Origin of the sequence: Kangsaoukella pontilimi, assembly GCF_009830125.1 — a bacterium.
In the GTDB taxonomy this organism is placed as follows: Bacteria; Pseudomonadota; Alphaproteobacteria; order Rhodobacterales; family Rhodobacteraceae; genus Kangsaoukella; species Kangsaoukella pontilimi.
Genome location: NZ_WUPT01000001.1, coordinates 901049 through 916554 on the forward strand (window position 1 = coordinate 901049; position 15506 = coordinate 916554).

The following is a 15506-nucleotide window of genomic DNA, read 5'->3' on the forward strand; positions in this document are numbered from 1 at the left end:
TTATTAGCGAGCGGCAAGAGCAATATTTTCAGACGGCTAACGCATGGCAGATTCAGGAAAATCCCGAGTTACGATGAAGGATGTCGCCGTCAAGGCGGGTGTCTCGCAGTCGACCGTGTCCTTTGTTCTGAACGGTCTCGAGGACATGCGGATCAGTCGCGAAACACGCAAACGCGTCATGGAGGCTGTCGAGGAGCTGGGCTACAGGCCGCGCGGCGCCGGTCGTCCGCCAAAGGCGGCCGGAGCGGGCGTGATCGGTCTCATGTTCGACGAGATCGCCACCAGCCCGTTCGCGGCGATTTCCATCGAAGGCGCTCAGGAAGCTGCGTGGAAAACGAACCTTATCGTCGAAGTCGTGATGACAGGCGGCGACACCGAATATGAAGCCGAAGTTCTGAAGAAGTGGTCCGGCGACAACGCGATCGGGGTGATCTACGGCTCGATCCTGACCAGAGGGCTCACCGCACCGGAAGCGCTCGCGCGTCACCGTGCCGTCCTGTTGAACTGCAACGATGCCGCGGAGCGATACCCGTCGGTCGTCCCGGCAGAGCGCCGGGGAGGCGAGGTTGCGACGGCAGCGCTCATTGCAGAGGGGCACAAGCGGATCGCTTTCATTTCGGGCGAACCCTGGATGGAGGCTTCGGACCAGAGAATGGAAGGGTATGAACGCGCTTTGCGCGCGGCACGTATCCCGGTCGATCCCTCGCTGATCGTCGAGGGCAACTTCCTGCCGTCGGGCGGCAGGGCCGCGACGCTCAAACTGCTTCAGGATGGCCGGAAGCCGGACGCGATATTCTGTGCCAACGACCTGACAGCCGTGGGCTGCTATGAGGCCCTCAAGGAGTTGGGCGAGGTGCCGGGCGAGACTGTGGCCGTGATGGGCTACGACGATCAGGAAATCGCGCAGCATCTGTCGCCGGCGCTGTCGACGGTTCTGCTTCCCCATCGCGAGATGGGCCAGTGGTGTGTCGAGCAACTCCTGTCCGAAGAAGTGTCACCGATCCAGGAACGGATGGAGTGCCCCCTCGTGCTCCGCGCATCGCATCAGGCCGCGCGCGCCCATTCGAAAGTTTGAGACGGGCTCACTGGCATTATCGCAGTCGAGGACGGTCAGTGATGGCTGGCCCGGCCGGGCCAGCAAGAGATGCTTCTTCTCAACTCGCCCTCAGCCAGGCAGGTGGCGCTTCCGGTGCGCGGCCGGTCACCGCGGCTTCGACGCATTCAGCGAGGCTGGCAAGGCGCGCGTGCCGGCCGGAAAGCCCGTGCGCGTAATGCGCGTATTTGCCGGAATTCGTGATGACACCGCGTGTATCGGGCGGAAAGACCGGCTCGACGATGGAACACCAGCAGAGATCCGGCAGCAGGCGCACACCCGCCGATGCCAGAGCATCGGCAAGACCTTCGGCGCGCGCCGTTCGGAGCGTGTCCCGTCCGATGGTGACGATCGCACGCGTCCCGGCGGCGCAGGAGCGGCCATCAAGAAGCGCGAGAATCTTCCGCGTCTCGGCAAGTGAGGCATGGGGGCTACCAATTGCCACAAGGTCGATCCCGCGCTCGCCCTGATTGAGTTCGGTCCACGCGGCGCGAAAGTCGTCCAGTGAAATCCGGCGACGGGCGGCGTCGGAAACCGGTTCCAGATGGGCCTCGGGCGTGTGCCCGGCGATATGGAGCATCGGCGCTCCGGAGGTCGTACCAAAGGCCGCGCAGAGCGCCTTCAGATCGTCCTGCGACGGATCGAGATGCTCGACCCCGGCAATCAGCGGAATGTGATCGGGCGCGCGCTGCCCGGCGAGCCAGCCGAGAAGCGGCCAGAACACGTCATCGACGCCAGCCTCCGGGGCCGCCACGTCGATGATGACGCGCGGCCTGCGGCCGTCTTCGGAATAGACGCCTGACGCGGGCGCACGTCCCGTCATGGCGATGAAGAGGTCCAGATAATCGGGGTGCTTCGGCGTGCGCGCGCCAAGCACCGTGTTGGCGAAGATCACCGCGTTGCTCTCGGACCAGCCGATGACCTCACCCTGCGCCGGGGGGTTGTCGAGTAGATAGGGCGCGCAGGTGAAAACCGGCTTCGCGCCCATCTTCACATAGGCATCGGCCAGCCGGCTGGCGCGCGTGCCGAAATCTTCGGGGACGTTCTGCGCGGGCCAGTTCTCGCGATCGACGGAAATGGCGTTGATGGTCGTGGGGATGGAAACCCGTGCACCCAGATCGGCCATCTTCTCGGCGAAGATCAGGTTCGCCGAGTGGGCGAGGATGCAGCCGTCGATGTGCCCCCGCGTGACATCGATAAGGTGGTCGGCCCCGTCGGCGGCGGCCATCCGACACAGGATTTCCATGGCCATGCGCATCGCCGGGCCTTCCGCGTCATCGAGCCGGGCCTTGTCCAGCTCGGTCAGTCGAAGCTCGTCGGACCCGGCTTCCGGAAGGTCAGGGCGTATCGTGCCGGCGTCGTTGCCGGCGATCAGGTGCCCCGCCCGAAGCGTTGCATGGCGACACTTGGCAAGACGGTCGTAATCGTCACGGGACAGCGCAAGCGTCGGAATCGGCAGGCCGAAGATCTGGTCCGAGACCAGCGCGCCTAGGGTCAGGATCTCTTCGCGTTCCGCAAAGACGAAGGCGGCGGGCGCGTGACCGTTCAGCGACAATTCCAGCAGAACGCCGCTGCCGCTGCAGGACCCGCGCGATGTGGGCATCATGAGAATCTTGCCGGCCACGGAGTCGCCGTGGTTCGGGTGGTGGACGTCGATGATGCGCCCCGTATCGGGATCGACGCCGCCCCAGAAACTTATGCCCTCGGCGCAGACCAGAACCTCGCCCTCCGCATCGCCGCGCGTGATGATCCGGCTTTGCCGCTGTTGGTCGGTCACGGTGTCTCCAGTGCTCTGTTCAGGGGCCTTGCGCGTCCCTCGCCTCAGCCGTCTTGCCGGCTGGTGAGGGCAGGGAAATGGTCGAGCAGGGACCGCTTGGCGCCCAGGATATGATCGCGGAGAAGTAGGCTCGCGCGGTCACCATCGCCCATTTCACAGGCTTCGAGAATGGCGAAATGCTCGATCCCGGCCCGCTCCATTCCGTCGCTGATCACAAGCTGCGCGCGGACATAGCGTTCGACCCGATCCATGGCGTTGTCGGCGACTTCGATGAAGAACTTCAGGTCGCTCGCGCTGTAAAGCGTCTTGTGGAAGACGCGGTTCAGATCGCCCCATTCCATCGGGCTGTCCGAATCCGAGAAGGCCTGACAATGGGCCCGCGCCTCGGCCAGGCAGTCGCGCGACATGCGCGGCACGGCGTTCCGGAGGATTTCCGGCTCGAGCAGGGCGCGCAGATCGAAGACCTCGGCAGCCTCTGGCGCCGAAAGCCCGGCCACAATGGCGCCCTTGTAGCGCTGCGTTTTTACGAGGCCTTGCTCCTCAAGCCGAGAAATCGCTTCGCGCACGGGGATGCGGCTGGTGTTGAAGAGAGTCGCGATCTCGTCCTGCCGGAGGGGCGAGTTTTCGGCTATCTCACCCTCGATGATCGCCTTTCTCAGGACATCGAAGATGATCGAGGACGCGGACGCCGTCCTTGAGATGTCGATGGCCTTGAGTTTCATCCAGCGTCCTTTTCGTTCCGCCGATCCTTAGCGCCGGTTGCCGGGCAGGGGAAGCGGCAGAAACCACTTTGAATATTGGATACAATATGCGATACAGCCTTATAATTCAACGTCACAAAAGACGAAAAACAAGGAGGTACTACATGTTTAAAAAGTTTATGGGGCTCGCCGCGGTATCGGTTCTTGCGGCGCTGCCGGTGTCCGCCGATACGCTGGACGATGTGATCGACCGGGGCACGCTGCGCTGCGGTGTGGTTCTCGACTTTCCGCCGATCGGCTATCGCGATGCCAATAACGAGCCCGCAGGATTCGATGTGGAATACTGCAACGATCTCGCAGCCTCGCTCGAGGTCGATGTCGAGCTTCTGCCCCTGACATGGGCCGAGCGTCTGCCGGTCATCGTGACGGGTCGCGCCGACGTGGTCTTCGGCGCCACCTCCGACAGCCTCGCGCGGGCGCGCACCGTGGGCTTCAGCATTCCTTACGCCATCTATTACGCGCAGGGCGTTGTCGGATCGGATAGCGGCATCTCGTCATTCGAGGATATCCGGGGCAAGCGTGTGGCCGCCGCCGTAGGCACCGTGCCCGAGCAGGAATGGCTCAAGATCGCCGCCGAATGGGGCGAAGAGAACCTCTATCAGGGCTATCAGTCCGAGAACGAAGTCTTCCTCGCCGTCGCTCAGGGCAAGGCCGATATCGGCATCACGACCAACACAGCGGTCAAGCCGATCACCGAACAGTATGACAACGTCGATCCCGGACCGCGGATGCCGTGGACGACCGACTATACCTCGGTCGTGGTCGACCGCTACGACGTGACCTGGCTGAACTACATCAACCTGTTCGTCACCCATCAGGTGCGCTCGGGCCGCTATCAGGAGCTCTGGGGCAAGTATGTGGGCGGCGAAGCGCCCGAACTGCGTATCCCCGGCGTGATGTACTGATCCTCTGACAGGCGCTCCGCCCGCTCAGGCGGGCGGAGTGACCCCGGGACGGCACGATGTTCAATTACAATTTCCAATGGCGCCCGGTCTGGAGATCACTTCCGGACCTGTTCGAGGCCAGCCTCGTCACGCTTCAGGTCGCCGCGCTGGCGATCGTGCTGGGCATTCTGGTCGGGCTGGTTCTGGCGCTGGTGCGCATGAACATGCGCGGCCCGGCGAGGTGGATCGCCACGGCCTGGGTCGAACTCGCGCGGAACACGCCTGTTCTGTTCCAGCTCTTCTTCTTCGGTTTCGGGCTTGGTGCGTTTGGCTGGCACCTTACGCCCTTCACGATTGTGCTGGTGGGCCTGACCTTCAACAGCGCAGGCTACCTGGCCGAGAACTTCCGGGGCGGCTTCAACGCCATCCCCGACACTCAGCTGCGCGCCGCCCGGAGCCTCGGCATGACCGCATGGCAGGCCTATACGCGTGTCGTTATCCCGCAGGTGTTCAGGCTGGTCTATCACCCGATCACCAACCAGATGGTCTGGGCCGTCCTGATGTCGTCGCTCGGGATGCTCGTAGGCTTCCGCGAACTCAGCGGCGAGACCCAGTTCCTCGCCAGCCGCAGCTACCGCATCTTCGAATATTTCGCGGTCACGGCGGTGATCTATTTCGTGATCGTCAAGATCATCCTTCTCGTTTCTCGCCTGCTGGCGATGCGGTTGTTCAGGTACTGAGGGGGGAGGCGCATGGAACCATCAGTCGTCTTCTTCAGCGGCCTCACGGCAAGCGATGTCTGGTTTTTGACCGAAGCCGCGTTCCGCACCCTATTGATCTCGGTGCTGTCGATCTCGATGGGTACCGCCATCGGCATCTTCTGTGGCTGGTTGCTGTACGAAGGCAAAATCTTCGCCACACTCACGCTCGCCCCGATCCTCGACGTGTTCCGCTCGGTGCCGCTGATCATCCAGCTTGTGCTCTTCTACAACATGGCCCCGATCCTCGGTCTGAATCTCGATCCGTTCGCCTCCGGAACGGTCATCCTGACGATCTACACGGCGGCACTCGTCGCGAACGTGGCGCGGGGCGGGTTCGAGGCCGTTGGCCTTCCTATTCGCCGTGCGGCCAGATCGCTTGGCATGACGTACTTTCAGGACCTGCGCTATGTGGTTCTGCCTATCGGCGGCCGCGCCGTCTTTCCGGCCTGGATCGGTGTGGCGCTTGGCGTGATGAAGGACAGCGCGCTGGTGTCGGTCCTTGGCTATGTCGAGCTTCTGAAGGCGAGCCAGATCCTGATCACCCGAACACAGCAGCCCTTCGTCGTCCTGGCGATCGCCGGCGCGTTCTATTTCGCGCTGTCCTATCCGGTGTCGCGCTACGCCGCAAAACTTGAAAAGAGGTGGGCCCAATGATCGAAATCCGGGATCTCCACAAGTATTTCGGCGACCTCCACGTGTTGAAGGGCATCGACCTCGACGTCCAGAAAGGCGAGGTCCTGTCGATCATCGGCGCGTCCGGGTCGGGCAAGTCGACGCTGCTTTACTGCATCAACGCGCTTGAGCCGATCCAGAAGGGGCGCGTTGTGGTCGACGGCACCGACGTCCATGCGAAAGGAACGGATATCAACCGGCTTCGACAGAAGCTGGGCATGGTGTTCCAGCAGTGGAACAGCTTCCCGCATCTGACCGCATTAGAGAACGTCGCGCTCGCGCCCCGCATCGTAAAGGGCAAGCCCAAGGCCGAGGCCCGCGATATCGCCTCCGAGCAGCTTCGCCGCGTCGGTCTCTCGGACAAGATCAACGTCTATCCGAGCGCTCTCTCGGGCGGTCAGCAGCAGCGCCTCGCCATTGCCCGCGCGCTGGCGATGGAGCCGGAATACATGCTCTTCGACGAAGCGACGTCGGCGCTTGACCCCGAACTGGTGGGCGAGGTGCTGGATACCATGCGTCTTCTGGCCGAAGAGGGAATGACGATGATCTGCGTGACCCACGAGATGGGCTTCGCGCGCGATGTGTCGGACCGGATCGCCTATTTCCATCAGGGCGTGATGGAAGAGATCGGACCGCCCCAGCAGCTCTTCGGAAACCCGCATTCCGAGAACACAAGGAAGTTTCTCGCCAAGGTCCGCTGAACGCCAGCCGCAGGCCGGCGCCGGGACAGGTGCGGACACACCATTTCGCCACCGAGGTTCACGCGGTGGCCACTGACAAGGAGGACGCAATGTCGTCGAGTATCTTTACGGGCTGTATGCCCGCCCTCATGACCCCCTGCACGGACGACCGCAGCCCCGATTACGACGCTCTCGTGCGGAAAGGTCGCGAGATGATCGACGCGGGAATGTCGGCGGTGATCTACTGCGGCTCGATGGGGGACTGGCCGCTTCTGACCGATGACGAGCGGATGGAGGGCGTGGCGCGTCTGGTCGCGGCGGGTGTGCCCGTGATCGTCGGCACCGGCGCCGTCAACACCAGGATGGCGGCAGCCCACGCCGCACATGCCGCGAAGGTGGGTGCGCGCGGGTTGATGGTCATTCCCCGCGTCCTGTCGCGCGGCTCGTCGCCCGCGGCCCAGAAGGCTCACTTCAAGGCGGTCCTGTCGGCCGCGCCGCATCTTCCGGCGGTGATCTACAACAGCCCCTATTATGGCTTCGCCACCCGCGCCGAGCTGTTCTTCGCGCTTCGGGACGAGCACCCCAATCTCGTCGGCTTCAAGGAATTCGGCGGGGCCGACGACCTTCGCTACGCGGCCGAGAACATCACTTCGCGCGACGAAGGCGTGACGCTGATGATCGGGGTCGATACGGCGGTCTATCATGGGTTCGTGAACTGCGGTGCGACCGGCGCAATCACGGGCATAGGCAACGCGCTTCCCGCAGAGGTCCTGCTTCTGATGTCTCTGAGCCAGAAAGCCGCGAAGGGCGACGCGCTCGCCCGCCGTCAGGCCCGCGAACTCGACGAGGCTCTGGCCGTTCTGTCGAGCTTCGACGAGGGGCCGGACCTCGTTCTCTTCTACAAGCATCTGATGGTGCTCAACGGCGAAGACGAGTACCGCCTGCATTTCAACGAGAGCGACGCTCTTTCGGACGCGCAGCGGAACTATGCCGAAGAGCAATATGCGCTTTTCCGGGCGTGGTTCGCCGACTGGCGTAGCCGCGAAGGTCTCTAATCCGGGTGCAGGTCATCGACAGCCATACCGCAGGCGAGCCGACGCGGGTCGTCGTTGGTGGCGGGCCGGACCTTGGCGCGGGCAGCCTCGCCGAACGCGCGGCCCGGCTCGAGGCCGAACATGGTGATTTCTGCGCATCGCTTCTGTGCGAGCCTCGCGGTCACGAGGCGATGGTGGGCGCGCTTCTGGTTGCGCCGTCGGATGCCGATTGCGTCACCGGCGTGATCTATTTCAATACGCTCAGGCCGCTTGGCATGTGCGGCCATGCCACGATCGGTCTGGCCGTTACCCTCGCGCATCTGGGACGGATTGCGCCGGGACAGCACCGTATCGACACGCCGCTGGGGCCGGTCAGCTTCGATCTTCACGACGCGAACACCGCGACAGTGGTGAATGTCGAAAGCTACCGCCACGCAAAAGACGTGGCCGTCCCGGTCGATGGCTTGGGTGTCGTGGTTGGAGACGTGGCCTGGGGCGGCAACTGGTTCTTTCTTGCGAAATCCGCGCCCGTTGCCGTCGAGGCCGGAAATATCCGCGCCCTGACCGACGCCGCGCTTGCCATCCGCGAGGCGCTCGACCGGAGCGGCATCACGGGGGCGGACGGCGCGAGGATCGATCACGTCGAGTTTTTCGAACCCGCCATATCGTCCGATGCGCATAGCCGGAATTTCGTCCTTTGCCCTGGCGGCGCCTATGACCGCTCGCCTTGCGGGACGGGCTGCTCGGCCAAACTTGCCTGCCTTGCGGCGGACGGGGCCTGGCCGCCCGGCAAGGAATGGGTACAGGAAAGCGTGATCGGCAGCACCTACCGCGTCAGCTATCGCCAAGGGGCAGGGGCCGGCATTGTGGCGAGCATCACCGGACAGGCGTTCGTCACCGCCGAAACCAACCTGCTGTTCCACGCAGAAGACCCGTATATCCATGGAATAAGGCTCTGACATGCCTCGTCCGTTCATTTTCATGCGCCGTACTTGCCGCGCACGCGGCCTTTCTGGCGGCACCGCACCAAGGCGGAGGACCTAGATGCGAAGCACCCGCAGCATTCACGTGATTTCCTGCCACGCCGAGGGCGAGGTGGGCGATGTCATCGTCGGTGGCGTCGCGCCGCCGCCGGGCGAGACGATCTGGGAACAGCGGAACTCCATCGCCAAGGACGGCTGGCTCAGGAACTTTGTCCTGAACGAACCGCGCGGCGGAGTCTTCCGGCACGTCAATCTTCTCGTGCCTCCGAAGCACGCGCAGGCTGACGCCGCCTTCATCATCATGGAACCCGAGGACACGCCGCCGATGTCGGGGTCGAACTCGATCTGTGTGGCGACGGTTCTGCTCGATGCCGGAATTGTCCCGATGCAGGAGCCGGTGACCGAGATGGTGCTCGAGGCTCCGGGCGGGCTCGTTCACGTGCGGGCCGCCTGCAAAGACGGCAAGGCCGAGCGGATCAGTGTCCGCAACGTGCCGAGCTTTGCCGACAGGCTGGACGCCGCGCTCGAGGTCGAGGGCCTCGGGACGCTCACGGTGGATACCGCCTATGGCGGCGACAGCTTCGTGGTGGTCGATGCCGCCGCACTCGGCTTCTCGCTGGTCGAGGACGAGGCGCAGGACCTCGCACGCCTCGGCGTCCGGATCACGGCTGCGGCGAATGAGCAGATTGGGTTCTCTCATCCGCTCAACGCCGAATGGGACCACATCTCTTTCTGCGCTTTCTGCGGTCCTCTGTCGGCCAACGCGTCCGGTGTGACGGGCCGCTCGGCCGTCGCCATAAGGCCCGGCAAGATCGACCGCTCGCCCACCGGCACAGCGGTCTCGGCGCGGCTGGCGCTCATGGCCGCGCGGGGACAACTTACCGCGGAACAGAGCTTCGAGGCTGTGTCGATCATCGGCTCGACCTTCACGGGCCGGATCACGGGCGAGACCGAAGTGGCTGGCAGAAAGGCGATCCTGCCCGAGATCACCGGCCGCGCGTGGATCACGGGCACCCATCAGCACATGCTGGACCCCGAAGATCCGTGGCCCGAGGGATACCGGCTTAAGGACACCTGGGGCTTCCAGCCCTAGCGACATGATTTGAATACAGACGGAAAGGACGAAACCTTGAGGACAGAACACCTGATCGCCGGAGACTGGGTCGCTGACGACGAGACCTTTCCGAACATGCCAGTCGAGGGTGACGCGGATCGTTTCGCTGTGGGCAGGCCCGAGCATATCGACCGGGCCGTACGCGCCGCCGAGGCCGCGTTCCCCTCCTTTGCCGGGTTGTCCCGCAATGAGCGCGCCGCGTTCCTCCGGGCCATAGCGGCCGAGATCGACGCGCGGGGCGACGAGATCACCGCCATCGGCACGCGCGAGACCGGGCTGCCGGCCGCCCGTTTGCAAGGCGAGCGCGGCAGGACGACCGGCCAGCTTCGGCTCTTCGCGGATCATATCGAGGCGGGGGATTATCTCGACAGGCGCCACGATCCTGCCTTGCCGGATCGCGCGCCGCTGCCGCGACCGGACCTCAGGATGATGCAGCGCCCGATCGGCCCCGTGGCGGTCTTTGGGGCGTCGAACTTTCCGTTGGCTTTCTCCGTCGCGGGCGGCGACACGGCGTCGGCTCTGGCGGCGGGCTGCCCGGTCGTCGTCAAGGGGCACTCCGCACATCCCGGCACCGGCGCGGTCGTCGCCGAAGCGATCCTGGCCGCTATCGAGGGGCAGGGGATCGATCCGGGCGTCTTCAGCCTTGTTCAGGGGGGCGCGCGCGAGACGGGGCAGGCGCTCGTCACCCATCCGCTCATCCGCGCGGTCGGCTTCACCGGCTCGCTTGCCGGGGGCAAGGCGCTTTTCGACCTCTGCGCCGCCCGGCCAGAGCCGATCCCGTTTTTCGGTGAGCTCGGTTCGGTGAACCCGATGTTCCTTCTGCCGTCGGCCGTGGCGACCCGTGGCGCCGAGATCGCGGCGGGCTGGGCGGCGTCGCTGACCATGGGGGCCGGGCAGTTCTGCACCAATCCGGGCGTCGCCGTCCTGATCGACGGCCCCGAGGTCGAGGCGTTCACCGAGGCAGCCGTTGCGGCGCTGTCGGACGGGGGCGAGCAGGTGATGCTGACCGAAGGGATCGCCACCGCCTATCGGTCGGGACGCGATCGTGTCGCCGGGACCGAGGGCGTGCGGGAGCTTCTGACGTCCATGTGCGACCGGCGCGGGGCAACCCCGTATCTCTACCAGACGACCGGTGCGGCATGGCTGAGGGACGAGACGCTCGGGGAAGAGGTATTCGGCCCGCTCGGCCTGATTGTGACCGTGGCGGATGCGGACGAAATGAAGGCCGTTGCAACAAGTCTGCAGGGTCAGTTGACCTGCACCCTCCATACCGATCCCGGCGACACCGCGCTGGCCCGTGACCTGCTGCCGATACTTGAGCGGAAAGCGGGCCGGGTGCTGGCCAACGGCTTTCCGACCGGGGTCGAGGTTTCGGACGCCATGGTCCATGGCGGCCCGTTTCCCGCGTCCACGAATTTCGGCCACACCTCTGTCGGCACACTTTCTATCCGCCGCTGGCTTCGTCCCGTCTGCTACCAGAACATGCCGGAGGACATTCTGCCTGCCGATCTGACGTGACAGGTGTGCCGTTCTTATGTCTCATATCCGCTTGACGCGCCCACGCCCGCGCGCGCTCACTCGGACCACCAGAACGCCTGAGGGTGAATGATGCAGCTTCCAAGGATGAATGCGGGCGCACGCGCCTTTCTCGACCGGCTTGCCGCGGAAGGTGGGCCGCCGATATACACCCTCCCGCCAGAGGTTGTGCGTCGGCAGCACAACGCCCGGCAGGCCGAGCTGAACCTTCCGCCGCTCCACGCCTGCGACATGCGCGAGGTGCAGGTGACGGACGACGTCGCCGCCCGGCTCTATCTGCCCGACGGCGAGGGGCCTGCCCCACTCATGGTCTTCTTCCACGGAGGCGGCTGGATGCTGGGAACGCTCGATGCGGTCGACGCCCTCTGCCAAGATCTCTGCCATCAATCGGGCTGGGCGGTCCTGTCGGTCGACTACCGGCTGGCCCCTGAACATCCGTTTCCCGCCCCCATCGAGGACGGCCGGGCTGCGTTGCGACTGGCGCGATCCGGGGATCTGGGCGACCGGATCGACCCGACGAGGCTGGCAGTCGCCGGAGACTCGGCGGGCGGCAACATCGCCGCGGTTCTCGCACTGGAGGAGGGCCGCGCACTCACCGCGCAGGTCCTGATCTATCCGGTCACCGACCGCAGCCGGACCCACGGCTCGATGGAGCGGCTCGGGAAGGGGCTGAACCTGGACAAGGCGATCATGGACTGGTTCTGGGACAATTACGTCACCGATCCGGGACTGCACGGGGATTGGCGGGTCTCGCCGCTCTGTTTCTCCGGGACCACCGCTCCGGCACCCACGATGGTGCTCCTTGCGGGGTACGATCCGCTTTTCGACGAGGGACTGGCCTATGCCGATCATCTTGCCGGGCTCGGCACGCCCGTTGAGACGCTTATATTCCCCGATCAGATTCACGGCTTTGCCAATCAGACCGCGCTCAGCGAAGCGCCCTACGCCATGCGCGACGGGATTGCCGGGTATCTCCGCCGCCGCGCCCTTGCGGTCTGACCGGATCAGGGCACCGGTGTCAGAAGGGGGCGGCCCTCGAAATGCGCCGTCAGGTTGTCGCGCATGAGCTGCCCCATCTCTTTCCTTGTCCGCATGGTGGCCGAAGCCTGATGCGGCTGAAGGAGTACGTTGGGCAGGTCCGGAATGCGCGGATCGAGATCGGGCTCGCCCTCGAACACATCGAGCGCCGCGCCGCCAAGCCGCCCTTCGGCAAGCGCGCGTATCAAGGCGTCCTCGTCGACCGCGGCCGCGCGCGCGACGTTGACCAGCATGCCATTCGGCCCGAGCGCATCCAGCACCTTCTCATCGACGATGTGCCGCGTCTCACCGGAGACGGCGAGGGTCAGAATCAGAATGTCCGACGCCTCGGCCAATGCGACGGGGTCGGGAATATAGCGCCAGTCGGACGGCGTGGCCTTGGGGCTGCGCGCGGAATAGGCGATGGTCATGTCGAAAGCGGCAAGGCGCCGTGCGACCGCCTCTCCGATCCGGCCAAGGCCCAGAATGCCCGCGCGCTGTCCCCAGACCCTGCGCCCAAGCGGCGGCGCGCCCTTCCGGGACCAGTCGCCCGAGCGGACCCAGGCATCGTTCGCCACCAGCTCCCGCGACAGAGCCAGCGTCATTGCGACCGCGAAATCGGCCACATCGCCGGTCAGGACGTCGGGCGTGTTCGTCACCGCGATGCCCCGCGCGCGGCAGGTTTCGATATCGACGGCATCGAAGCCCACGCCATAGACTGCGATGACTTCGAGCGCAGGGCAGGCCGCGATGATGCGGCGGCTGGCACCGACATCGCCCTTGGTCGCGATGCCGCGTATGCGTGGGCCGACCTCTGCCAGAAAGGTATCCGCATCTTCGGCAAGGTCGAGCCGGTGCATGGTAAAGGCCGCGTCGAGCGGTGTCTGGTCCCAGTCCGGATAGGGGCCAAGCTGCAGGATATCCGGCCTCGACATGGGCGCGCGCTCCGGGTTGTTATCATGGGCAGAGGCTCGGCCAGCCCGGTCCGAGCGTCAAGAAGCAAGGGAAAGAATAGTGGCCATGTCGCTGGACCTGTTCAGACTGAACGGCAGAACCGCCCTCGTCACCGGCTCGTCGCAGGGGATCGGTCTTGCACTGGCCAGGGGGTTGGCCGGGGCCGGGGCCGCTATTATCCTGAACGGCCGCAATGCCGACACCCTGTCTGCAGCCGCCGAAGACCTGCGGTCCGAGGGGCATACCGTCCGGACGCTGGCTTTCGACGTAACCGACCACGATGCCGTCCGGGCGGCGATCGACGGCCATGAGGCCGAATTCGGTCCCATCGACATCCTCGTCAACAACGCGGGAATGCAGCATCGCGCGCCGCTCGAGGATTTCCCGCCGGATGCGTTCGACCGGCTGATTCAGACCAACGTTGCCAGCGTCTTTCACGTGGGGCAGGCGATGGCGCGTCACATGATCGGGCGGGGGCGGGGCAAGATCGTCAACATCTGTTCGGTCCAGACCGCGCTGGCCCGGCCCGGCATCGCGCCCTATACGGCGACGAAAGGGGCTGTGGCGAACCTGACCAAGGGCATGGCGGCCGACTGGGCGCGGCACGGGCTTCAGTGCAACGGGATCGCGCCCGGCTATTTCGAGACGCCGCTCAACGCCGCCTTGATGAACGACCCCGAGTTCAACGGCTGGCTGACGAACCGGACCCCGGCAGGGCGATGGGGCAAGGTAGAGGAACTGGTGGGCGCCTGCGTCTTCCTCTCGTCTGACGCATCCTCCTTCGTCAACGGCACGGTGATCTACGTGGATGGCGGGATCACGGCCTGTCTCTGAATTCCCGGTGGCGGGCGAAATCCGGCTGGTCTACCCTCTGCCGCGTGAGCGTTAACGGGAGGAACAACGACAGTGCGTTTCGGGGCAATCACGACCATCATTGCGACCCTTCTTGCGACGGCGGGCGCACGTGCCGACACGGGGCCGGTGGCGCTCGACCCCGGCGATTTCGAGGTCTTCGATCCGGTCCAGGTGCGCGCGGGATGGCTGCTGTTTTACGACCCGATCCTCTCGGGCAACCGCAACATCTCCTGTGCGACCTGTCACCATCCTCGCTTCGGCACCAGCGACGGGCTGTCGCTCGGGCTGGGCGAGGGCGGCGCAGGTCTCGGACCCGAGCGCAAGGCCGACCCGGCCAACCTGCCCGAACAGCGCATCCCCCGGAACTCGCCCGCGCTCTTCAATCTGGGCCACAGGGATATTGCGGTCATGTTCCACGATGGCCGGATCGAACGGGACGAGAACCGTGAAAGCGGCCTCAGAACGCCGCTCGAGGACGAGATGGTGACGGGCTTTGCCAGTCTTCTGTCCGCGCAGACCATGTTTCCTGTCCTCTCGGCCGACGAGATGGCGGGGCATTACCAGGAGAACGACGTCTCGAAAGCCGTTCGGCAGGGGCGGATCACGGGCGAGGGCGGCGCGTGGGACATCATCTCGCACCGTGTCGAGGCGATCCCCGACTATGCCGAGATGTTCCGTACCTTCGACACCGAGATCGCTGCGGGCAAACCGCTGGACTTCACCGATATCTCCGATGCTATCGCCGCCTTCGTCGCGACAGAATGGCGGGCGAGCGATACCGCCTATGACATCGCGCTCCGCGGTGGCGCGCCGCTCGACCCGATGGCCGCCGAAGGGCAGGCGCTGTTCTTCGGTGAGGCCGGTTGCGCCGCCTGTCACAGTGGCCCGCTTCTGAGCGACCAGTCCTTCCACGCCATGGCCGAACCGCAGCTTGGTCCCGGCAAGGCCGCACGCTTCGAAAGCCACCAGCGCGATGACGGGCGGTTCCGCGTGACGGGCCGTGAGGCGGATGCCTATGCCTTCCGGACACCCATGCTGAGAAACGTGGTCCACACCGGACCATGGGGCCATGCTGGCGCGCATACCGATCTCGGCCGTTTCCTCGCCTATCACGCCGACCCTGCACGGGGCCTGAACGGCTACGCGCCCCACGCAACGCTGACTGACCTGCCAGAGACCAAGCCCGACTGGACGATCATGGAGGATACCGCCGCGCGGGACGCCATTGCGGCCAGCTACGCGGGCGAGCCAGTGGATCTGAGCGACGCGGATATCCGGCGCCTGATTGCTTTCCTCGCGGCGCTTACCGATGAGACGGCCCTGAAGGGCCGGATGGGCATTCCCGACACCGTGCCAAGCGGGCTGCCTGTCGACCGCTGAAGCGG

15 protein-coding genes are annotated in these 15506 nt (G+C 65.1%); 12 read left to right on the forward strand and 3 right to left on the reverse strand.

What is annotated here, in order from left to right; genetic code table 11:
- Nucleotides 1–43: 43 nt before the first annotated feature.
- Nucleotides 44–1075 (forward strand): LacI family DNA-binding transcriptional regulator, encoded by a 1032-nt coding sequence (locus GQ651_RS04560; protein ID WP_160763010.1) that lies wholly within the window; start codon nucleotides 44–46, stop codon nucleotides 1073–1075.
- Between the two features lie 79 nt (nucleotides 1076–1154).
- Here the strand turns inward: GQ651_RS04560 and lhpI are convergent, their stop codons facing one another.
- Together lhpI and GQ651_RS04570 are read right to left on the reverse strand one after the other, a co-directional pair.
- The gene (gene lhpI / locus GQ651_RS04565; protein WP_160763011.1) at nucleotides 1155–2870 is read right to left on the reverse strand and encodes a cis-3-hydroxy-L-proline dehydratase; all 1716 of its coding nucleotides are present in this window, start codon (nucleotides 2868–2870) and stop codon (nucleotides 1155–1157) included.
- 44 nt (nucleotides 2871–2914) lie between these two features.
- On the reverse strand, nucleotides 2915–3592 hold the full coding sequence (locus GQ651_RS04570) for a GntR family transcriptional regulator (protein ID WP_160763012.1): 678 nt from the start codon (nucleotides 3590–3592) through the stop codon (nucleotides 2915–2917).
- A 143-nt stretch (nucleotides 3593–3735) separates the two neighbouring features.
- Here GQ651_RS04570 and GQ651_RS04575 point away from each other — a divergent pair, with 143 nt between their 5' ends.
- From GQ651_RS04575 to GQ651_RS04615, 9 genes are all read left to right on the forward strand, one after another.
- Nucleotides 3736–4536, forward strand: a complete 801-nt coding sequence (locus GQ651_RS04575; protein WP_160763013.1) for a transporter substrate-binding domain-containing protein — start codon at nucleotides 3736–3738, stop codon at nucleotides 4534–4536.
- A 56-nt stretch (nucleotides 4537–4592) separates the two neighbouring features.
- A complete protein-coding gene (locus tag GQ651_RS04580; protein WP_160763014.1) occupies nucleotides 4593–5255 on the forward strand; it encodes an amino acid ABC transporter permease in 663 nt (220 codons plus the stop codon).
- Nucleotides 5256–5267: 12 nt separating this feature from the next.
- Nucleotides 5268–5930, forward strand: a complete 663-nt coding sequence (locus GQ651_RS04585; RefSeq protein ID WP_160763015.1) for an amino acid ABC transporter permease — start codon at nucleotides 5268–5270, stop codon at nucleotides 5928–5930.
- Nucleotides 5927–6649 carry an amino acid ABC transporter ATP-binding protein gene (locus tag GQ651_RS04590; RefSeq protein ID WP_160763016.1) on the forward strand — a complete coding sequence of 241 codons (723 nt, stop codon included), beginning with the start codon at nucleotides 5927–5929 and terminating at the stop codon, nucleotides 6647–6649. Before GQ651_RS04585 ends, GQ651_RS04590 begins: the two co-directional genes overlap by 4 nt.
- Nucleotides 6650–6738: 89 nt before the next feature.
- Nucleotides 6739–7683, forward strand: a complete 945-nt coding sequence (locus GQ651_RS04595; RefSeq protein WP_160763017.1) for a dihydrodipicolinate synthase family protein — start codon at nucleotides 6739–6741, stop codon at nucleotides 7681–7683.
- Between the two features lie 5 nt (nucleotides 7684–7688).
- Nucleotides 7689–8621: a 4-hydroxyproline epimerase gene (locus GQ651_RS04600; RefSeq protein ID WP_160763018.1), complete on the forward strand. Its 933-nt coding sequence runs from the start codon at nucleotides 7689–7691 to the stop codon at nucleotides 8619–8621.
- Nucleotides 8622–8706: 85 nt separating this feature from the next.
- Nucleotides 8707–9738, forward strand: coding sequence for a trans-3-hydroxy-L-proline dehydratase (locus tag GQ651_RS04605; protein ID WP_160763019.1), 1032 nt, complete (start codon nucleotides 8707–8709; stop codon nucleotides 9736–9738).
- Between the two features lie 96 nt (nucleotides 9739–9834).
- The gene (locus GQ651_RS04610) at nucleotides 9835–11277 is read left to right on the forward strand and encodes an aldehyde dehydrogenase (NADP(+)) (protein WP_160763944.1); all 1443 of its coding nucleotides are present in this window, start codon (nucleotides 9835–9837) and stop codon (nucleotides 11275–11277) included.
- Nucleotides 11278–11364: 87 nt separating this feature from the next.
- On the forward strand, nucleotides 11365–12294 hold the full coding sequence (locus GQ651_RS04615) for an alpha/beta hydrolase (protein ID WP_160763020.1): 930 nt from the start codon (nucleotides 11365–11367) through the stop codon (nucleotides 12292–12294).
- Between the two features lie 5 nt (nucleotides 12295–12299).
- Here GQ651_RS04615 and GQ651_RS04620 read toward each other — a convergent pair whose 3' ends face one another.
- Nucleotides 12300–13247 carry a 2-hydroxyacid dehydrogenase gene (locus GQ651_RS04620; RefSeq protein ID WP_160763021.1) on the reverse strand — a complete coding sequence of 316 codons (948 nt, stop codon included), beginning with the start codon at nucleotides 13245–13247 and terminating at the stop codon, nucleotides 12300–12302.
- An 85-nt stretch (nucleotides 13248–13332) separates the two neighbouring features.
- Here GQ651_RS04620 and GQ651_RS04625 point away from each other — a divergent pair, with 85 nt between their 5' ends.
- Both GQ651_RS04625 and GQ651_RS04630 read left to right on the forward strand, forming a co-directional pair.
- Entirely contained in the window at nucleotides 13333–14100 is a 768-nt protein-coding gene (locus GQ651_RS04625) for an SDR family oxidoreductase (protein ID WP_160763022.1), read from the forward strand.
- Nucleotides 14101–14172: 72 nt separating this feature from the next.
- Nucleotides 14173–15501, forward strand: coding sequence for a cytochrome-c peroxidase (locus tag GQ651_RS04630; RefSeq protein ID WP_406565444.1), 1329 nt, complete (start codon nucleotides 14173–14175; stop codon nucleotides 15499–15501).
- Nucleotides 15502–15506: the final 5 nt, after the last annotated feature.